The sequence below is a fragment of the Streptomyces sp. NPDC007088 genome (assembly GCF_042869355.1).
In the GTDB taxonomy this organism is placed as follows: Bacteria; Actinomycetota; Actinomycetes; order Streptomycetales; family Streptomycetaceae; genus Streptomyces.
In genome coordinates this window covers 75111-94635 of record NZ_JBIAFO010000005.1, presented here as the reverse complement: position 1 = coordinate 94635, position 19525 = coordinate 75111, and the positions used below count along the sequence as shown (strand labels likewise).

The 19525-nt window shown below is 73.0% G+C and carries 18 protein-coding genes and 1 tRNA gene; 8 read left to right on the top strand and 11 right to left on the bottom strand.

Annotated features, from left to right (window positions below; translation table 11 throughout):
- Positions 1–183: 183 nt before the first annotated feature.
- Complete coding sequence (locus tag ACFYMP_RS10050) at positions 184–1257, top strand: LLM class flavin-dependent oxidoreductase (RefSeq protein ID WP_388853535.1); 1074 nt, start codon at positions 184–186, stop codon at positions 1255–1257.
- 210 nt (positions 1258–1467) lie between these two features.
- Positions 1468–2637, top strand: a complete 1170-nt coding sequence (locus ACFYMP_RS10045) for a PAC2 family protein (RefSeq protein WP_388853532.1) — start codon at positions 1468–1470, stop codon at positions 2635–2637.
- Between the two features lie 143 nt (positions 2638–2780).
- On the opposite strand, the gene mshC is transcribed toward ACFYMP_RS10045, so the two are convergent.
- From mshC to ACFYMP_RS10025, 4 genes are all read right to left on the bottom strand, one after another.
- Complete coding sequence (gene mshC / locus ACFYMP_RS10040) at positions 2781–4010, bottom strand: cysteine--1-D-myo-inosityl 2-amino-2-deoxy-alpha-D-glucopyranoside ligase (RefSeq protein WP_388853529.1); 1230 nt, start codon at positions 4008–4010, stop codon at positions 2781–2783.
- A 200-nt stretch (positions 4011–4210) separates the two neighbouring features.
- A complete protein-coding gene (locus ACFYMP_RS10035; protein ID WP_388853526.1) occupies positions 4211–5032 on the bottom strand; it encodes an SCO1664 family protein in 822 nt (273 codons plus the stop codon).
- Positions 4996–5586 (bottom strand): DUF3090 domain-containing protein, encoded by a 591-nt coding sequence (locus ACFYMP_RS10030; protein WP_363148313.1) that lies wholly within the window; start codon positions 5584–5586, stop codon positions 4996–4998. The genes ACFYMP_RS10035 and ACFYMP_RS10030 overlap by 37 nt, the downstream gene beginning before the upstream one ends.
- Positions 5587–5680: 94 nt before the next feature.
- Positions 5681–6382, bottom strand: a complete 702-nt coding sequence (locus ACFYMP_RS10025) for a histidine phosphatase family protein (protein ID WP_388853522.1) — start codon at positions 6380–6382, stop codon at positions 5681–5683.
- A gap of 73 nt (positions 6383–6455) precedes the next feature.
- Between ACFYMP_RS10025 and corA the strand changes: the two genes are divergently transcribed.
- Entirely contained in the window at positions 6456–7454 is a 999-nt protein-coding gene (corA, locus tag ACFYMP_RS10020; protein WP_388853519.1) for a magnesium/cobalt transporter CorA, read from the top strand.
- A gap of 56 nt (positions 7455–7510) precedes the next feature.
- Here corA and ACFYMP_RS10015 read toward each other — a convergent pair whose 3' ends face one another.
- Positions 7511–8299 (bottom strand): ferritin-like domain-containing protein, encoded by a 789-nt coding sequence (locus ACFYMP_RS10015; protein ID WP_388853516.1) that lies wholly within the window; start codon positions 8297–8299, stop codon positions 7511–7513.
- Positions 8300–8463: 164 nt separating this feature from the next.
- Complete coding sequence (locus ACFYMP_RS10010; protein WP_388853513.1) at positions 8464–9513, bottom strand: LLM class F420-dependent oxidoreductase; 1050 nt, start codon at positions 9511–9513, stop codon at positions 8464–8466.
- 157 nt (positions 9514–9670) lie between these two features.
- Between ACFYMP_RS10010 and ACFYMP_RS10005 the strand changes: the two genes are divergently transcribed.
- A complete protein-coding gene (locus ACFYMP_RS10005) occupies positions 9671–10654 on the top strand; it encodes an aldo/keto reductase (RefSeq protein ID WP_388853510.1) in 984 nt (327 codons plus the stop codon).
- Entirely contained in the window at positions 10651–12822 is a 2172-nt protein-coding gene (locus tag ACFYMP_RS10000; RefSeq protein WP_388853507.1) for a helix-hairpin-helix domain-containing protein, read from the top strand. Before ACFYMP_RS10005 ends, ACFYMP_RS10000 begins: the two co-directional genes overlap by 4 nt.
- A 184-nt stretch (positions 12823–13006) precedes the next feature.
- Here the strand turns inward: ACFYMP_RS10000 and ACFYMP_RS09995 are convergent, their stop codons facing one another.
- A complete protein-coding gene (locus tag ACFYMP_RS09995; protein WP_388853504.1) occupies positions 13007–13717 on the bottom strand; it encodes a hypothetical protein in 711 nt (236 codons plus the stop codon).
- 47 nt (positions 13718–13764) lie between these two features.
- Here ACFYMP_RS09995 and ACFYMP_RS09990 point away from each other — a divergent pair, with 47 nt between their 5' ends.
- Entirely contained in the window at positions 13765–13953 is a 189-nt protein-coding gene (locus tag ACFYMP_RS09990; RefSeq protein ID WP_009063724.1) for a DUF5703 family protein, read from the top strand.
- A 95-nt stretch (positions 13954–14048) separates the two neighbouring features.
- Here the strand turns inward: ACFYMP_RS09990 and ACFYMP_RS09985 are convergent, their stop codons facing one another.
- Together ACFYMP_RS09985 and ACFYMP_RS09980 are read right to left on the bottom strand one after the other, a co-directional pair.
- Complete coding sequence (locus tag ACFYMP_RS09985) at positions 14049–14861, bottom strand: chaplin family protein (RefSeq protein ID WP_388853500.1); 813 nt, start codon at positions 14859–14861, stop codon at positions 14049–14051.
- Positions 14862–15003: 142 nt separating this feature from the next.
- Entirely contained in the window at positions 15004–15237 is a 234-nt protein-coding gene (locus tag ACFYMP_RS09980) for a chaplin (RefSeq protein WP_388853497.1), read from the bottom strand.
- A gap of 250 nt (positions 15238–15487) precedes the next feature.
- Between ACFYMP_RS09980 and ACFYMP_RS09975 the strand changes: the two genes are divergently transcribed.
- Entirely contained in the window at positions 15488–15895 is a 408-nt protein-coding gene (locus ACFYMP_RS09975; RefSeq protein ID WP_365200412.1) for a hypothetical protein, read from the top strand.
- A gap of 28 nt (positions 15896–15923) precedes the next feature.
- Here the strand turns inward: ACFYMP_RS09975 and ACFYMP_RS09970 are convergent, their stop codons facing one another.
- Both ACFYMP_RS09970 and ACFYMP_RS09965 read right to left on the bottom strand, forming a co-directional pair.
- Positions 15924–17135, bottom strand: a complete 1212-nt coding sequence (locus ACFYMP_RS09970; protein ID WP_388853494.1) for an IS110 family transposase — start codon at positions 17133–17135, stop codon at positions 15924–15926.
- A 382-nt stretch (positions 17136–17517) separates the two neighbouring features.
- The gene (locus ACFYMP_RS09965) at positions 17518–18843 is read right to left on the bottom strand and encodes a M20/M25/M40 family metallo-hydrolase (protein ID WP_388853491.1); all 1326 of its coding nucleotides are present in this window, start codon (positions 18841–18843) and stop codon (positions 17518–17520) included.
- 184 nt (positions 18844–19027) lie between these two features.
- On the opposite strand from ACFYMP_RS09965, the gene ACFYMP_RS09960 reads away from it, so the two are divergent.
- Positions 19028–19115 (top strand) — tRNA-Leu (locus tag ACFYMP_RS09960).
- Positions 19116–19525 lie beyond the last annotated feature (410 nt).

Here is a 19525-nt window from a genome sequence, read left to right as displayed (position 1 = left end):
CGGGGCGGGGGGGGGGGGGGGGGGGGGGGGGTCGTTGGGGGGGGGGGGTGGCGGCGGCGGCCGGGGGGGGGGGGGGGGGGGGGCGCCCCCCGCGGGCGCCCCCCCCCCCCCCACCCCTCCCCGGGCCGACCGTGCCACACGGCCGCCACAGTGCCGCAACACTGCGCGACGACAGTGGTCGGTATGAAGTTTCAGGTGCTCAGCCTCATCCAGCACGCCCCGCATCCGCTCACCGGCGAACTGCGCTCCCCCGCCGACCGTTTCGAGGACGTCCTCGAACTCGGCGCCGCCGCGGAACGTCTCGGCTTCGACGCATTCTCCGTGGGAGAGCGGCACGCGGGCGCCTTCCTCTCCTCCGGTCCCGCCGTGGTCCTCGGCGCGCTCGCCGCGCGCACCTCCCGCATCCGGCTGCTGACCGGGGTCACGGTGCTCGCGATCCTCGACCCGGTGCGGGTCGCCGAGGACTTCGCGACGCTCGATCAGGTGTCCCGGGGCCGGGTGGAACTCGTCGTCGGCAAGGGCGCGGAAGCCGGCCACTTCGACCTGTTCGGTCTCGACGAGGCGCGGCAGTGGGATCTCCAGCGGGAGAAGTACGAGCTGCTGCGCCGCCTGTGGACCGAGGAGGGCGTGGACTGGGAGGGCGAGTTCCGCCCCGCGCTGAAGGGCGTGACGACCGTCCCGAGGCCGTACGCCGGGCTCCCCCGGATCTGGCACGGCTCGGCGACCAGCCTCGAATCGACCGAACTCGCCGCGAAGCACGGGGACCCGCTGTTCACCGCGAACGCGATCCAGCCGCGCGCCGCCTACGCGCGACTCGTCGCCCACTACCGCGAACGCTTCGAGGCGTACGGGCACGATCCGGCGCGCGCCCGCGTGGCGGCGGGTTCGGGCGGACTGCTCATCGCCGACACCCACGAGCGGGCGGTGGCCCGCTACCGGGAGGTGTACGAGGCGAGCGTCCGGCAGGGCTTCAAACCGCACCTGGCCGGAAAGGCCGGCTACAACACCCCCTTCCGCACCATCGAGGACGCGATCGAGAACGGCCCGCAGCTCATCGGCTCCCCGCAGCAGATCATCGACAAGATCCTCGGCTTCCACTCCGCCTACGGGCACGACCTCCAGTCGATCAGCGTGGACGCCTACGGTCTCGGGCGCGCTGAGCAGGCGGAGACCCTGCAACGCTTCGCCGAGGACGTCGCACCCGTCCTGCGGCGTGAGGCGCCGAGCACGCTCTGGGAGCCGGAGGGGGAGGCGTGAGAGGAGGCCGGGGCGCCCCGCGGGCGGCCGGTTCGCGCTCCCCGGTCCGCCCCGCCTCGGCGGCGCGCGGATCACCCCGCCCGCCACAGGAGTAAGCCCTCGCGGACGGGGCAGTGATCCGGCATTCTCCCTGCGAGGGGGCTGCGGAGGCCCCCCGCCGAAGCCGTAAGGTTGGGGCGTACGCAAGGGAACGTCCGAAGGAGGCGCCGGGTGATCGAGCTCGAAGGGGTACCCGAGCTGATCGACCCCGTCATGGTGGCCGCGTTCGAAGGCTGGAACGACGCCGGCGACGCCGCCTCCTCGGCGGTCGCGCACCTGGAGAAGGAGTGGAAGGGCGAGGTGTTCGCGGCGCTCGACGCCGAGGACTACTACGACTTCCAGGTCAACCGCCCGACGGTGTTCGTGGAGGGCGGGACCCGCAAGGTCACCTGGCCCACGACCCGGCTCTCGGTGGTGCGGGTCGGCGGGGAGCGTCCGCGCGATCTGGTGCTGGTGCGCGGGATCGAGCCCTCGATGCGCTGGCGTTCGTTCTGCAACGAGTTGCTGGGCTTCGCCCACGAGCTGGGCGTGGAACTGGTCGTGGTGCTGGGCGCCCTGCTGGGCGACACCCCGCACACCCGGCCGGTGCCGGTCAGCGGCGTCACCTCCGATCCCGACCTGGCGCGCACCATGGACCTGGAGGAGTCGAAGTACGAGGGGCCCACGGGCATCGTCGGGATTCTCCAGGAGGCGTGCACCCACGCGGGGGTGCCCGCGGTGAGCCTGTGGGCCGCGGTGCCGCACTACGTGTCGCAGCCGCCCAACCCGAAGGCGACGCTGGCCCTGCTCAACCGCCTGGAGGACTTGGTCGACCTGCGCATCCCGCTCGGCGAGCTGCCCGAGGACGCGCGCGCCTGGCAACTGGGCGTCGACCAGCTGGCGGCGGAGGACAGCGAGGTGGCCGAGTACGTGCAGTCTCTGGAGGAGGCGCGGGACACCGCGGAGCTTCCGGAGGCCTCCGGCGAGGCCATCGCGCGCGAGTTCGAGCGGTACCTGCGGCGCCGGGAGCCCGGACAGTCGGCGGGCGGGCACGCCACCGAGGGCGGCGAGACGGCGCCCTTCCTGCGCGACACCCCGTCGGCCGGAGCGGACCGCACCCGGCCGCCGAAACCGCAGCGCCCCGCGCCCGGCCGCGAACCCTCGGCACCGTCCGACGCCGCCGAGGCCGACACCGAGGCCGCCGAGAAGGGGAAGCCGCAGGACGGGGACGGCTCGGGCGACAGCGGCAAGGCCAGCGGGGACGCCGGGAACGGCGAGACCGGGGGCGGCGGCGAGAACAAGGGCGAGGGCGACAAGGGCGAGGGCGACAAGGGCGAGCCGGACGGTCCCGTACCGGACTGAGCGGCACGCCGAGGCCCGTCGGCCCCCACCCGGGAACGGGGCCGGAGCGGGCGGGACGTCACCGACGAGGGGCGGGGTGCCCGGCACCCCGCCCCTCGGTCGTGCTCAGCGCCGCACGGTCCCGTGCGGCGCCGTACGGCCCGTCAGAGGGCCACGCCCAGCAGCGCGTCGACCGCGCGCGAGACGAGCCCGGGGGCGCCCTCGTCGGTGCCACCGGTGGACTGCTGCGTCCCGGCCCAGCGGTCGACGGCGAGCAGCGCCCTCGGGGAGTCGAGGTCCTCGGCGAGCGCCTCGCGGACCTCCTCGACCAGGGCCTCGGCGGAGGGGCCGTCGGGGCGGGAGACGGCGGCCCGCCAGCGGGCGAGCCGCTCCACGGCCTCCTGGAGCCCGGCGTCGGTCCACTCCCAGTCGGCGCGGTAGTGATGGGCGAGGAGCGCGAGGCGGATCGCGGCGGGGTCCACCCCGGACCGGCGCAGCTGGGAGACGAAGACGAGGTTGCCCTTCGACTTCGACATCTTCTCGCCGTCCAGGCCCACCATCCCGGCGTGCACGTAGGACTTCGCGAAGGGGTGCTCGCCGGTGAGCGCCTGGGCGTGCGAGGCGCCCATCTCGTGGTGCGGGAAGGCGAGGTCGGAGCCGCCGCCCTGGACGTCGAAGCCCATGCCGAGGTGGTCGAGGGCGATGGCGACACACTCGATGTGCCAGCCGGGGCGGCCCGCGCCGAGGCTGCCGCCGTCCCAGCTGGGCTCGCCCTCGCGGGCGGCCATCCACAGCATCGGGTCCAGCGGGTTCTTCTTGCCGGGGCGCTCCGGGTCGCCGCCGCGCTCGGCGGACAGCAGACGCATCGCCTCGGCGTCGAGGCCGGAGACCTCACCGAAGTGCTGGTCGGAGGCGACCGAGAAGTAGATGTCGCCCTCCAGCTCGTAGGCCGCGCCGAGTTCACGCAGCCGCTCCACGAGCGGGACGATCCCGGGTATGGCCTCGACCGCGCCGATGTAGTGCTTGGGGGGCAGCATCCGCAGAGCCGTCATGTCCTCGCGGAACAGGGCGGTCTCCCGCTCGGCGAGCCCGGTCCAGTCGACGCCGTCCCGCACGGCCCGCTCCAGCAGCGGATCATCGACATCGGTCACGTTCTGGACGTAGTGCACCTGGCGCTGGGTGTCGAGCCACACGCGCTGCACGAGGTCGAACGCGTTGTAGGTGGCCGCGTGCCCCATGTGGGTCGCGTCGTACGGCGTGATGCCGCACACGTAGATACGGGCGACAGGACCGGGGGTCAGGGTGACGAGCCCTCCGGTCGCGGTGTCGTGGATGCGGAGGTCGCGGCCCGTACCGGGCAGGGCGGGGACCTCGGAAGCGGGCCAGGCATGCATGTCATGAGCGTAACCGGCCCGCGGTCCGCACATCCACCGGAGGTGCGCCCACCATCTTTTCGGGGGCTCGGTTCGCCTCCGGGGCGCCTCGGTGGGTGCCGAGAAGGCCGACGTGCTCGGCCCTCCTTCGACGGGCCCGCGCACGACGGCCTTCTCGACACCCCCGCGTCCTTCGGCTCACTCGCCCCCGGAGCGCCCGCTCAGACCGGGGGCCAGGGGATCGCCGGCCACTGGCCGCTCGGCTCCGGGTGGGTGCCCGTGGTGAGCAGGGACCGCACGCGGGCCCGCAGGGCCGTCACCTCGTCCGGGGTCAGCAGCGGCGCGAGCCGCTCCGCCAGGGGGCCCTCCAGCGCCTCGTCCAGACCGCGCAGCGCCTCGGTCGCCTCCTCGGGCAGCGGCGAGCCGGCCCAGCCCCACAGGAGGGTGCGGAGCTTGTCGTCCGTGTGGAAGGTCACTCCGTGGTCGATGCCGTAGAGCCGCCCGTCCGGCGCGGGCAGCAGGTGGCCGCCCTTGCGGTCGGCGTTGTTGATCACGGCGTCCAGGACGGCGAGACGGCGCAGCCGGGGATCGTCGCGGTGGACGAGGAGCGCGGTGCGGTCCTCCTCCACCTCGGCGAAACCGATGGCCTTCCAGCCCTCCTGCGGCTCCTCGGCCTCCACGAGGGCGAGCAGCCCCGCGTCCTCCTCACCCGCCTCGATCCACAGCTGGCACATGCCCTCGCCGTAGGGGCCCTCGCGCAGCACGGTGAGCGGGACGAGGCCCCAGCCGAGGGCCTCGGAGACCTCGTAGGCGGCGACCTCCCGGCGGGCCAGGTTGCCGTCGGGGAAGTCCCACAGCGGGCGTTCCCCGGCCACCGGCTTGTAGACGCACGAGGCCGTGCGGCCGTCGAGGCTCACCTCGCACAGCAGCACCGCGTTGGACGCCTCACGGATCTGGCCGCGTACGGTCAGCTCCCCGTCGGTCAGCAGTTCCCGCAGCGGATCGCTCACGCCGACCGGCGGTATCCGTTCTGGCGCGGGCATACGTGTCCTTCCGGGTCGAGCGGGAGGCTGCACAGCGGGCAGGGCGGCCGGCCGGCGTTGACGACGTCGAGGGCCCGTTTGGCGAAGGCCCTGGCCTGCGCGCCGCTGAGCCGTACCCGCAGCATGGGCGGGCCGTTCTCGTCGTCCTGAAGCAGTTGCTCCTCCGCGGCGGCGAGGTCGTCCTCGGACTCGGCGTCGAGTTCGACGAGGGCCTGCGCCTCGATGATCATGCGCTGTTCGTCGCCGTCCCAGGCCAGCGCCATGGTGCCGACGCGGAACTCCTCCTCGACCGGGTTGTCGAGAGGCGCGGAGTCGGCGATCTCGGACGGGGCGACGGCCGGGACCGCGGCGTTGCCGCCGCTGCGCCGCACGACCTCGTCCAGCAGTTCGTCCATCCGCTCGGCGAGCGCCGCCACCTGGGTCTTCTCCAGGGCGACGCTGGTGACCCGGCCTCCGGCCGAAGCCTGGAGGAAGAAGGTACGGCGCCCGGGGAGCCCGACCGTACCGGCTACGAAGCGTTCCGGCGGGTCGTAGAGGAACACCTGACGGGACACGTCCTGTTCTCCATTGGAATCGTTGGGATCGTCGGATTCGAGTGCGCCAACCGGTGCGGCGGGTTGGTGGGGCCAACCCTACTGCGGGTGACGATCACGGTGCGCCCGCTCCGCCGCCGACCGTGGCCCGGCCCTCGTCGTCGCTCTTGCCGTCGGATTCGGCGGGCGGCGCGAGGGAGGCGAGGGAGCCGGTGTCGCCGAGCCGCACCAGGAAGGGGCGCAGCCGGGTGTAGCGGATGACGGTGACCGAGCAGGGCTCCACGGAGATCCGCTGGAACTGGTCGAGGTGGAGGCCGAGGGCGTCCGCGACGAGGGACTTGATGATGTCGCCGTGGGAGCACATGACGTACGCGGCCTGCTCGCCGTGTTCGTCCGCGATACGGGTGTTCCACTCGCGTACCGCCTCCGCGGAGCGCGCGGCCATGGCGCGCATCGACTCGCCGCCGGGGAAGGCGGCCGCCGAGGGGTGGTTCTGGACGACCTCCATGAGGGGCTTGTCGTTCAGCTCGCTGAGTTTGCGCCCCGTCCAGTCCCCGTAGTGGCACTCGCCGACGCGCTCCTCGGTGTGCAGGGGCAGCTCGGGCCGGTCGGCGAGGAGCGGGGCGAGGGTCTCCTCACAGCGCTGGAGGGGGCTGCTGACGGCGGCGGCCAGCGGCAGCCCCGCGAGCCGCGCGGGCAGGGCGGCGGCCTGCTCGCGGCCCCGGTCGTCGAGGGCGACGCCGGGGGTCCAGCCGGCCAGCAGGCCGGCCGTGTTGGCGGTGGAGCGTCCGTGCCGGACGAGGATCAGGGTGGGCATACGGCCCAGCGTAGGCCGTGCGTCCCGCACGGCTGTACGTGTGTGCTCCCCGTACTGGGGAACAATCGGCTTCGTGATCGTGGACTGTGGCATCTACCGGGACGGCAAGCGCACCGAGGGGCCGGACGACCTGTCGGACGCGCTGGACGCGGCCCGCGCGGCCGGTGACTCCTTCGTGTGGATCGGGCTGCACGAGCCGACCGGTGAGGAGTTCGAGAAGGTCAGTGAGGAGTTCCGGCTGCACCCGCTCGCGGTGGAGGACGCCCTCAAGGCGCATCAGCGGCCCAAGATGGAGGTCTACGACGACTCGCTGTTCGTCGTGCTCAAGCCGGTGAGCTACGAGCCGGACAGTGACACGGTCTCCTCGGGCGAGCTGATGCTGTTCCTCGGGGACTCCTTCGTGGTGACGGTGCGGCACGGTGACGGGACGCCGATCGCGGACCTGCGCAAGGGCCTGGAGTCGGATCCGGCGATGCTGCGGCACGGGCCGACGGCGGTCCTCTACTCGGTCGCGGATCAGGTGGTGGACCACTACCTGGAGGTCGCGGAGGAGCTCCAGACGGACCTGGAGGAGCTGGAGACGGCGGTGTTCTCGCCGGACGGGGCCCCCTCGAACAACACGGCATCCAGGATCTACACGTTCAAACGCCAGATCCTGGAGTTCCGCCGGGCCACGGGACCGCTCGCGATGCCGATGCTGCGGCTCGCGGGCACCGGCCCGTTCGCGGCGGCGGTGCCTTTCGTCAACGACGAGGTGCGGCCCTTCTTCCGGGACGTGAGCGACCACCTGACCCGGGTGAACGAGTCGGTGGAGGGCCTGGACCGGCTGGTGTCGGACATACTGTCGGCGCATCTGGCGCAGATGGGGGTGCGGCAGAACGACGACATGCGCAAGATCTCGGCGTGGGCGGCGATGGCGGCGGTGCCGACCATGATCGCCGGGGTCTACGGGATGAACTTCGACCACATGCCGGAACTGCGCTGGGTGTGGGCCTATCCGGCGGTGATCGCGCTCATGGTGGTGCTGGAGTTCGGGCTCTACCGGCAGTTCAAGCGGCGGGGCTGGTTGTAGGCCCGCCGGCCGCCGTACTCCGCGCCCGGTGCCGGCACCCGGCGCCCGGCACCGGCTCAGGCGAACTCGGGTTCGGGGGTGGCGGGCCCGCCGAGGGCGTCGCGGCGTGCGGGCATCGTCAGGGTGACCATGCGCCGCCAGCCGTGGGTGCGCTCGTAGGCGTAGGAGGCGTGGATCGCCCCGGCGAGCACGGCGGCCTTGGGCCGCGACCAGCCCAGGACGCGGCCCATGTGCGCCATGACGGCGAGGCTCACGTCGCGGTAGACCCGGTTCTCGGAGCGGGCGCAGTCGTGCAGGATGCGCCGGATGGTGGGGCCGTGGCCCTCGTCGGCGAGCCGCAGCAGTTCCTCGTGGCAGTACGCGAGGTGGTTGTCCTCGTCACCCGAGATGATGCGCACGGCGTTGCCGACCTCGGGGTGGCCGGCGAAGTGGCGGCGCAGCATGTCCATCTGGTCCGAGGCGCGCTGTTCGGTGACGCGGCTGTGGGCGAGGTAGGTGATGATGTCGGCCTCGTCGAGCGGCTCCTCGCGCTTGAGCTTGTCGTGCGCGAGGCCGATCCCGGCCCGCTCCAGGAGCATCGTGTAGTCGGTCTCCGGGGGGACCTCGACGGCGCTCAGTCCGCGCCGGCGCAGCAGCCCGTGGAAGATCCTGCCGTGCTTGTCCTCGTCGGCGCCGTGCCGCGCGACCTTCGGGGCGAGGTGGCGCATGCTCTCGGGGAGCAGGGCGGCGATCCGCCCGTTCTCCCAGCCGCCCTGCGCCTCACCGCTGGCGGCGACGGAGCAGAACAACTGGTAGGTCTCGTCGTTGTCGATGATCTCTTCGAAGAGACTCCTGGCCGAAAGCATCGCTGCCACCTCCACTCGCCGGCACTGCTCGCACCTGTGCAGTCAACGGGCGGTGGGCGGGGGCGGCAACAGGAGCGGCCCCCGGCTGGGCCGAACGGGCGACCCGGCCGGAGGCGGTGGGCGCGGGGCGGCGCTGGGTCGTCCGCCGTCCGTCGTCCGTCGGGTCAGGCGAGGCCGGCGCGCTCCGCCGCCTCGGTGCCGGCCCGCAGCGCGGCGATCCGCTCGTCGAGCGTGAACCCGGCGGGCGACAGCGTGAGGGTCGTGACGCCGGCCTCGGCGTAGGCGCGCATGCGGTCGGCGATCCGGTCGACGGAGCCGAGCAGGGTCGTGGAGTCGATGAGGCTGCGCGGGACGGCGGCGGCGGCGCCGTTCTTGTCTCCGGCCAGGTACTTGTCCTGGATCTCGGCGGCCTCCTTCTCGTAGCCCATGCGCCGCGCGAGCTGGTTGTAGAAGTTCTGCTTGCGGCTGCCCATGCCGCCGACGTACAGCGCGGTGTAGGGGCGGAAGGTGTCGGCGAGCGCGTCGATGTCCTCGCCGACGGCGATCGGCACGGTGGGCACGACGTCGAAACCGTCCATGGTGAGCCCGGCCTTCTCGCGGCCCGCCCGGATGTGCCGCAGCGCGGTCTCCTCCAGGTGTTCGGCGGCGGGGAAGATGAGCAGGGCGCCGTCGGCGATCTCGCCGGTCTGCTCCAGGTTCTTCGGGCCGATGGCGGCGATGTAGAGCGGGATGTGCTCGCGCTGCGGGTGCACGGTGAGCTTGAGGGGCTTCCCGGGGCCGTCGGGCAGCGGCAGGGTCCAGTGCGCGCCCTCGTAGCTGAGGCGCTCGCGGCTCATGGCGCGGCGCACGATCTCCACGTACTCACGGGTGCGGGCGAGCGGCTTGTCGAACTTCACGCCGTACCAGCCCTCGGAGACCTGCGGGCCCGAGACGCCGAGGCCGAGCCGGAAGCGGCCGCCGGAGAGGGAGTCGAGGGTCGCGGCGGTCATCGCGGTCATCGCGGGCTGGCGGGCCGGGATCTGGAGGATCGCGGAGCCCACGTCGATGCGCTCGGTCTTCGCGGCCACCCAGGACAGGACGGTCGGCGCGTCCGAGCCGTACGCCTCGGCGGCCCAGCAGACCGCGTAGCCGAGCCGGTCGGCCTCCTGGGCCACGGCCAGGTTGTCCGCGTCCATGCCGGCGCCCCAGTAGCCGAGATTGATCCCGAGCTGCATGGTCCACACCCCTTACTGATCAGTAACGTTGCTTCCGGGGGACTCTAGCGCGCACCGGCGGGCTCCGACAGGGACGGGCCCGGACCAGCGACGTGACCTTCCTTTCCCCGCGCGGGCCACCCCACGAACTGACGTATGGCCAGTAACCTCAGCCTCCATGGAGCAGAGGCATCTCGGCCGCACCGGCCTGCGCGTGTCCCGGATAGGTCTCGGCACCCTCGGCTGGGGCCGGGACACCGACGAGCACGAGGCCGCCGCCTCGCTCAAGGTGTTCTGGGAGGCCGGCGGCTCCCTCGTGGACACCGCGGACGTGTACGGGGACGGGGAGGCCGAGTACCTGCTCGGGCAGCTCGTGGAGGGGCTCGTGCCGCGCCGGGATCTGGTCATCGCCACCAAGGCGGGCAGCGTCCCGGACCCCGACCGGCGCTTCAACGGCTCGCGCGGGCACCTGCTCGCGGCGCTCGACGCCTCGCTCCGGCGGCTGGGCACCGACTACGTGGACCTGTGGCAGGTGCACGCCTTCGACGCGCAGACGCCCCTGGAGGAGACGCTCCAGGCGCTCGACCTCGCGGTCAGCTCGGGCCGGGCCCGGTACGCGGGCATCTCCAACTTCAGCGGCTGGCAGCTCGCCAAGGCCGCGACCTGGCAGCTCGCCGGCGGCGGCAGCCGGACCCGGCTGGCCAGTACGCAGATGGAGTACTCGCTGCTCCAGCGCGGGGTGGAGCGCGAGGTGCTGCCCGCCGCGCGGGACCTGGGGGTGGGCCTGCTGCCCTCCTCGCCGCTGGGCCGGGGCGTGCTCACCGGCAAGTACCGGGAGGGGATGCCCGCGGGCTCGCGCGGGGCCTCCGGGTCGATGGCGGGCTTCGTCGCGCCCTACCTGGACGAGGCGGCGAGCCGCGTCGTGGACGCGGTGCGCACGGCCGCCGACGGTCTCGCGGCCACCCCGCTCCAGGTGGCGCTGGCCTGGGTGCGGGACCGGCCCGGGGTGGTCGCGCCGCTCGTGGGTGCCAGGACCGCGCGGCAGCTGACGGAGGTCCTGTCAGTGGAGACCCTTAGTCTTCCTGACGAGATCTGCCAGGCGCTCGACGACGTGTCGGCGCCCGTGCACCGCTATCCCGATCAGGACTGGAGCACGCTGTGAGTGAGGAGCCGGCACCCGCCGAGGAGACCGAGGAGCCCGGCGCCCGGGGGCCCGCGGCCCCTGCCGTCCCCGAGGCTCCGGAGGACGCGGCGCCCGCCGGAGCGGCCGGGGAGGGCGGGGAGCCCACCGGTGACGGCGGGGGGGCCGAGAGGCGCCTGTCCGAGGCGGAGGCCGAACTGGCCGCCCAGCGTGCCGAGCGGCAGCGGATCGAGGAGCGCAGGGCGGCGCGGGCCGCCCCGGTGGAGGCCGGTACCAAGCTGACCGGCACCGCCGCCGAACTGCTCGCCGCGGTGCGCGCCGTGGAGAGCGGCGCCACTCCCCCGCCGACCTTCGACGCCCCGCGCGAGACGCCCGCCCCGCGCCGTTCGGCCCCCGCGCCGGCGCGGCCGCGTGCCGAGCAGCCGGTGGCCGCGCCGCCGCCCGCCGCCTCCGCTCTCGCGGCCGCCGCCGAGGCCCTGGCGGAGGGCTCCGCGCCCGCCGCGCTCGCGGGCCCGGCCGTACGCGCCCTCGGCGAGGGCGCCGGCCAGGTCCTGCGCGAGGACCCGTGGCAGTTGCTGCGGGTGCCCGGCGTGCGGCCCGAGCAGGCGGACGGCTTCGCCCGCGCGCTGCTGGGCGAGGAGTGCGACCCGGGTGACGAGCGGCGCGGGCGCGCGCTGTGCGTCCGGCTGCTGGAGCAGGCGGCCCGGCTCGGGCACACCGCGCTCGACCTGCCGGCGCTCGTGTCCCAGCTGGCCTCGGCCCGGGTGCCCGGACCCGAGGAGGCCGTGCACGCGGCCGTCGCCGAGGGCGACCTGCTGCTGTTCCAGGACGCCCTGGAGGCGGCGCCCGGGCCCGCCCCCGCCACGCCGGAGGAGGGCGAGGAGCCCCCGAGGCGGCCCGTGCGGGTCCTGGTGGGACTGGAGCGGTACGCCATGGCGGAGGAGTCCCTCGCGGACGCCCTCGGCCGGATCGCGGGCTGCGTGCCGAAGGCGGAGACCGAGGAGGAGGCCGGCTGGGCGCCGGCCGCGCGGGCGGCGGGCGCCTCGGCGGGTGAACTGATCCGGGCCGCGGCGGCCCACGCGCTGGTCCTGCACACCGGCGGGGAGAGCGCCCGCGCCGAGCCCGCGCGGCTGGTCACGGCGGCCCGCGGCCTGGGCCTGCGGGCGTACGCGGCGGCCCACACCGCGCAGGGCCGCCACCGGCTCGCGGCCGACCTCGGCGTGAAGGAGCCCGCGCTCACCGTCGCGGGCCTGCTCTCGGGCGCGCAGGGCCCCGGCCGGGACGCGGAGGGGCAGTTCGCGCTCGACCTGCTCGTCGTCCTGGACGCCCCCCAGCTCGACGTGGAGAGCGCGGCGCTGCTCGCCGAGTCGGTCCCGGACGGGGCCCGGCTGGTGCTGAGCGGCGATCCCGGTGTGCTGGGTTCGGCGGGTCCCGGCCGCGTCTTCGGCGATCTGCTCGCGCTGCGCCGGGCACCGCTCGTCGTCTCCCGCACCCCTGATCCCGGTCCGCTCGGCGAACTGGTCTCGGGGATCGGGGTGGGCGAGCTGGGCGAGGTGGACGCGCCCGGCCGCGAGCTGGTCATGGTGCCGGTCCGCGATCCCGGCGAGGCCGTGCACCGCACGGTGCAGCTCGTGTGCGACTCGGTGCCCCGCGCGCTCGGGGTGCCGGCCGAGGAGACGCAGGTGCTCGTGCCGGGCCACGGCGGGGCGGCCGGTACGCGGGTGCTCAACGCGGCGCTCAAGGAGCGGCTGAACCCGGGTCCCGGCCGCTTCGCGGGCTTCGACCCCGGGGACCGGGTGGCCTACTCGCCGGTGCCGGGCCGTACGGCGCTGGGCCGGGTGGTCGGCGCCGACGAGGCCGGGCTGCGCCTGGAGTGCGAGGGGCTGCCGGTCCATGTGGCCAAGGAGGAGGTGGCGGGGCTGGTGCGGCACGGCTGGGCGGTCACCGCGCACCAGTCGGTGGGCCACCGCTGGCCCGCGGTCGTGGCCGTACTGCCCGGGGACGCGACGCCCGTGCTGACCCGCCCCTGGGTCTACACGGCCTTCGGCCGGGCGGCCCGCCATCTGTCGGTCGTACAGGGCGTGGGCGAGGCGCTGGGCCGGGCCGTGGCCGGGGCCCCGGCGCAGGAGCGCACGACCCGCCTGGCGACGCTGCTGCGGGAACAGGCCGAACCGGCGGCGGCCGGCTGACCCGCACGGGCCCGCACGTCAGGGACGCCCGGGTACGCGCGACAGCGAACGCCCGGCTGGGCCGGCGGCGTCCGCACCCGGCGGATCGCCCGGACCCGGCGGCGTCCGGATCAGCGGATCGCCCGCCGGGCGGGCCGTGGAGGCCCGCCCGGCGGGCGATCCGCGCCGAAAGGTACCGGTCGCGTCAGCTGTCCGAGTCGAGGGCCTCCAGCTCCTCCTCGTCCCCGGCGGCGTCCACCTCGTCGGCGTACCGGCTGCGGGAACGCAGTCCGGGCCGGTGTGAGGGTTCGAAGTCGTCCTCGGGGTCGTCGTCGAAGACGGCGCTCACGTCGAAGCGGCAGATCACCTGCTGGGGATCGGCCTGTTCGAAGGGGGCGTCGAGCCACTCCCCCGGTTCGGCCGGTTCCCCGCCCGCCGCCACCCACAGGGTCGAGTCGCCCTCCTCCAGGCCGAACTCCTTGTGCCGGGAGGCGACCTCGTCGGGCTCGTACTCGCCGAACAGCACGCCGAGCGCGGCGTGCACCCCCGATCCGGGGGCGCTCGGATCGAGGTCGGCGACCCGCTGGGCCTGGGCGAGCAGGAGATCGGGCCGGTCCACCGTGTAGTCCCGGCGGATGAGCACGCTCAGCGCGTGCGGTTCCTCGGGGCCGGTGTACGGCGGGAGGGAGTCCTCGGGGCCGGGAATCTCGAAGGGGGTGACCTCGTCGAAGCGCTCGTACAGCAGCTCGTCGTACGTCTCGGAGGCGGCGGCCAGTTCGTTGAACGCCTGGTAGACGGCCGGGTCGTCCTCGCCCGACCGGTTCTCCACCGCCGCCAGGTGGCGGTCGAGCGCGGCCTTGACCGCCTCGGCGGCGGCACGTACCTCGGCAACCGGGGGCTGCTCAGCATCAGACATAGAGCAGACGCTATCCGTACCGGGCCGCTGCCCGCACAATAGATGCGATGCCGGAATACGAATTCGTCGACGTGTACGTGCCGCGGGGCGTCAGCCGCAAGGACACGACCCGTCTGCTCACAGACCACGCAGAGTACGGACACTGGGAACTGGACCGACTGAGACTGCACCCGGACGGCAGCCGCAGAGTGCGGTTGCGCCGCCGGATCATCCGTCAGCCGAGAGCGACGTGGTGATCCGCCTGCGCGGGCTGAACCCCGCGTACGGGTGACCGGCCGGAAAGGGGCCCCGCGAGTGTCGCGGGGCCCCTCGGCATGCGTACCGCGGCGGCTCAGGCGCCGGCGCGGGCCTTGCGGTAGACCAGGGCGCCCGCGAGCAGCAGGCCCGCGGCGGCAGCGCCCGCCGCGCCGACCGGCAGCTCGCTGCCGGTCTGGGCGAGCTGCGCGTGCGGCTGGGGGGCCTTGACCGCGACCGGCACGACCGGGTGCTCCGGCGCCTTCGGGACCACGTGCTCGGCCGGCGGCTTCGGGGTGCTCGGCTTCTCGGGGGTGACCGGCTTCTCCGGGGTGACCGGGGGCTTCTCCGGCTTGGGCGGCTTGGGCGTCTCGTGGCGCGGCGGGGCGGGGGTCTCCACGTTGGCGCAGTTGTTGCCGAACGCCGGGTTGAGCAGACCGATGACCGAGATGCTGTTCCCGCAGGCGTTCACGGGGACGTCGACCGGGACCTGGGCCTGGTTGCCCGACCCGACCCCGGGGGAGCCGACGGCCGCGCCGCCCGCGTGGGCGCCTCCGCCCCAGCTGTGGCCGCCGCCGGAACCGCGCTCCTCGCCGTAGCCGCCGCCGTGTTGGCCGCCGCCCTTGTGGCCGGCGTGGTGCCCGTTGTCCGCCTGGTGGCGGTCGGCGGAGGTGTTGGCGCAGCCGTTGCCGAACACCGGGTTGAGCAGACCGACGACGTCCACGGTGTTGCCGCAGAGGTTGACCGGAACGTCGACCGGGGCCTGCACGAGGTTGCCCGAGAGGACGCCGGGTGAGCCCACGGCGGCACCCTGCGCACCCGAGTCGGCGTGCGCGTAGCCGCCGGTCACGGCGAGTACGCCGGACGCGGCCGCCACAGTGATCAGGCCTTTACGCGTGACCTGTCGCATAGCAATTCCCTGCCTTTTAAACCTTCTCCGGAGTGCGCACGGCCCGTTGCGCGTGCGCCTGTTGAGACCGGCGGCCCCGGAGCACATGGCGCGCACTCCGGGGCCGCTGGAAAATCAGCCCTCTGGGGGCTGTGGAACAACGTCAGGCGTTGACGCAGGTGTTGCCGAAGGCCGGGTTCAGCAGGCCGATCACGTTGACCGTGTTGCCGCAGATGTTCACCGGCACGTGCACGGGGACCTGGACGATGTTGCCGGAGAGCACACCGGGGGAACCGACAGCGGCACCCTGGGCGCCCGCGTCGGCGGCGGCGAGGCCCGCACCCGCGAGAACGAGACCGCCTGTGGCGGCGACCGTGGCGACGATCTTCTTGATCATGTTTCCTCCTAGTTGGACATGCGATCCCAGCCGCGGACCGCACACCAGTAACGAAGAGGGAGTAATCGAGCTACGACCTGACCGGACCATTCACTCGTACCGGTGGCGGGCGCACAGGTGGACGAATAGCGCGGCCCGGTGGGGCGGGGAGGGCGGGGGGTGTCTCTATGTTCTTCGTCAAGCGTGTGGGCAGCCCTGGCCCGGGTTCGATCTTCTTCGTTGCGCATGAGACTGTCTGGTCGTGCCAGAGATGATGAGTGGGTTGGAGGCGGCCTTGGCTGAGGCGTCGTCTCCTTCATGGGCGCAACGTGTTCGTGCCGGGCGCGACCTTGCTTCCTTCGTTGATGTTCCTGAGGCTGCGGAAGCGCTGGTGGGACTGCTGCTAGACGTCGAGGACACGGCAGTGACCCGGCAGACAGCAGAGGCCCTGGCCCGGGTGGGGACGGTGGCTGCTGTAAGGCTCATTGCTCTCGCGGTTGCCGAAGCTGACGACAACCAGGCTGACTGGATGCAGACCGGGGTGCATGACGCGATCGTGGGAGCGGACGGTGTGCCGAACGTCGCAGCGGCCTGCGCGAACCTCGCCCAGGACCAGGAAGACGCTGTCCGGCGGGCTGCCGCCGATATCTCGGCGTGGGCAGACGGCACAAGGCGTTGACCCTGAATCGACCCGCCTGTGGGCTGGTTCACGCAGCCGTCGCTTGGGGGAGGCGGGGTTCGTAGAAGGTTCCGTCTCTGAGCATGGCGAACAGGACGCTGATGCGTTGGCGGGCGAGGCGGAGGAGTGCCTGGGTGTGCGTTTTCCCGCGGGCTCTTTGTCTGTCGTAGTAGGTGCGTGAGGCGGGGTCGGCGTTCATGCAGGCGAAGGCGGAGAGGAACATGGCGCGTTTGAGCTGCCGGTTTCCGCCTCGGGGGGCGTGTTCGCCGTGGATCGATGTCCCGGACGACTTCGTCGTCGGGGCGAGGCCGGCGTAGGAGGCGAGGTGGGCGGCGCTGGGGAAGCCGGTGCCGTCGCCGACGGTGACCAGCAGGACGGCGGCGGTCCTGACGCCGACTCCGGGCATCGAGGTCAGGACCTGGTGAAGAGGGTGAGCCTCCAGCAAGGTGCTGATCTGCGCTTCCAGCGCTCGGCGCTGGTCGTGGACCGCGGCGAGCGAGGCGGCCAGGGACGGAATGACGATGTCGAGGGTCCCGGTTCCCGGGACCACGACGGTCTGTTCGTCGAGAGCGTCGAAGACCTCGTCGACAAGCCGTGCGGCCATGCGCGGGGCTTTCGGGCGGATTAGTTCGATGAGTCTGCGGCGGCCGGCCTTCCGCAGAGCGGCCGGGGACCCGTGGCGTTCGAGGAGCCAGGTGACGGCCGGGTGGTCCAGTCGGGGCCCGAATACGCGCTCCAGTGACGGGTGGAACTGGGTGAGCAGGCCGCGTATCCGGTTGCTGGTGCGGGTGGCTTCGGCGGCGAGGTCCTGGTCGAAGCCGGTCAGCACCGTGAGCTCGGCGGTGATCTCGTCGGTCAGCTCCAGCGAGCGCAGGACGTGCGGCATGGTGCGGGCGGCGTCCGCGATCACCGCCGCGTCCTTCGCGTCCGTTTTTGCCTCGCCCGGATAGAGGTCGGCGATCCGCCGCATCGCGAGTCCGGGCAGGTAGGCGACCTCGCAGCCCGCGTCCCGGGCGACGGTCAGCGGCAGGGCACCGATCGAGGCGGGCTGGTCCACGATCACGAGCACGGTGCCGAACTTGGCCTTGAGCTTGTCGAAGACGGCCCGGAGCTTCGGTTCGCTGTTGGGCATCGCCTTGTCGAAGACCTTCTTCCCGGCCGGGGTCAGCCCGTGACCGTGATGGGCCGTCTTGCCGACGTCCATCCCGAGGAAGACGCCTATGCCTTCGGTGTCTAACATCGCACCCTTCCACAGGTGTTGACCGTGCCGGCCAGGGTCGTGGCACCGTGCTCGCGCATCCACGTTATGCAGACCTGCCGCCCACGTCTCTGTCCGACGTTGCGCCGGACCGGGCGGTGGCCGGGTCTCTCATCAGCGTCTCTGACGGCACCTGCCGGACCCGGCGACACCACCCCCCAGGTCATCCGTTCGACAGAGGGGACACAGTCATACCGAGCCCGGAGGCCAGCGGCCCCATTGCAGGGCCGCGAAAAACATAACGGGGGAGGCCGTGGGCGCGCGCACGGGAACGGGCGGGCCGCGCACCGAAGCGCGCGGCCCGCCCGTTCCCCGCCGACGAGGGCGGTGGCTCAGCCGCCCTCGTCCGGGCGGCGGCGGGTGTTCAGGAGGCGTCGAGGAAGCGGTCGAGGACGCGGACGCCGAACTTCAGCCCGTCCACCGGTACCCGCTCGTCCACGCCGTGGAACATCCCGGCGAAGTCCAGCTCGGGCGGGAGCTGGAGCGGCGCGAAGCCGAAGCAGCGGATGCCGAGGTCGTCGAAGGACTTCGCGTCGGTGCCCGCCGAGAGCATGTACGGCACGGCCTTGGCGATCGGGTCCTCGGCGCGCAGCGCGAGCTGCATCGCGTCGACGAGGGCGCCGTCGAAGCTCGTCTCCAGGGCCTTGTCCGCGTGCACGTCCTCGCGGCGCACGCGCGGGCCGAGGACGCGGTCGAGGTCGGCCAGGAACTCCTCCTCGTACCCGGGCAGGAAGCGGGCGTCGACGTGGGCGGTGGCCTCGCCGGGGATGACGTTGACCTTGTAGCCGGCGCCGAGCTGGGTCGGGTTGGCGGTGTTCTTCAGGGAGGCCCCGATGAGCTTGGCGATGCCGCCGAGCTTGGCGAGGGTGCCGTCCATGTCCTCGGGGTCGAGTTCGGTGCCGAGGGCGTCGCCGAGTTCGTCCAGGAAGTGGCGCAGCGTCTTGGTGACCCGGATGGGGAACTCGTACCGGCCCAGGCGGCCGACGGCCTCGGACAGTTCGGTGATCGCGTTGTCCTTGTGGATCATCGATCCGTGTCCGGCGGTGCCGTCCACGGTGAGCTTCATCCAGTGCATGCCCTTCTGGGCCGTCTCCACGAGGTAGAGCCGCAGCCGCTCGTTGACGGTGAAGGAGAAGCCGCCGACCTCGCCGATCGCCTCGGTGACGCCCTCGAACAGGTCGGGGTGGTTGTCCACGAGGTGCCGCGCGCCCCAGGTACCGCCCGCCTCCTCGTCGGCGAGGAAGGCGAGGACGACGTCGCGCGGGGGCTTGCGGCCGGTGCGCAGCCGGTCGCGCACGACCGCGAGGGTCATCGCGTCCATGTCCTTCATGTCGACCGCCCCGCGTCCCCACACGCAGCCGTCGGCGACCTCCCCGGAGAAGGGGTCGTGCGTCCAGTCCGCGGCGTTGGCCGGGACGACGTCGGTGTGCCCGTGGATGAGCAGCGCGGGCCGCGAGCGGTCCTCCCCCTCGATCCTGGCGACCGTGGAGGCGCGGCCCGGGTGGGATTCGAAGATCTTCGGTTCGAGGCCGACCTCGGCCAGCTTCTCGGCGACGTACTCGGCGGCGGCGCGCTCACCGGGCCCGGAGTGGTCGCCGTAGTTGCTGGTGTCGATCCGGATCAGGTCCCGGCAGAGGTCGACGACCTCGTCCTGACCGGAGACGGCCCTGCCTGTGCTCGGCTCGCTCACGCTTGTTCCTCCGCGGTCGCTCGTGTGGTTGCCCCCATCCTCGCGCGCCCCTCCCCCGGACCCAAAGGCCGCCCACCCCACGTCACGCGCCGTTCACACGCCCCGGGCGGGTGATCGGGGCCCCTGAAATGTTTGCTATGGTTTTCCACGTCGCCCAGGCCACCGGCCAGGCGGCAGACACCTTGTCCGGGTGGCGGAATGGCAGACGCGCTAGCTTGAGGTGCTAGTGCCCTTTATCGGGCGTGGGGGTTCAAGTCCCCCCTCGGACACCAGAGCGTTCCGCTCGAAGACCCCAGATCGGCGATCTGGGGTCTTCTTCGTGTGTCCCGCCCCGGCCGTCCGGTGCGCTGCCCGTCGCTTCCCGTCTCACTCAGGGCCCCCGGCTGCATAGATGCATCGGACATTGATATAAAGCTTAGGTGACTGAGCAACGTGAACCGAGGGCGTGCCGTACCGGCAGCGCCCCGCGCGGGCTCGTCATCCGGACGCTCTTTTCCGTGCGGCCCAGCCCCGGGCCCACGAGCGCACCTCGGCTACTGCCACGACCGACGGGCCTCCTTGCGGCCCCGTGCCATGACAGCCGTCCGATCTGTACTTCCAGGCGTCGTCGGATGTCGCAGCGCGCGCGTACCGATTAGCCCCCGTGAGCGCCCTTCCGGCGCTCCTCCTCTTCCTACTGAAG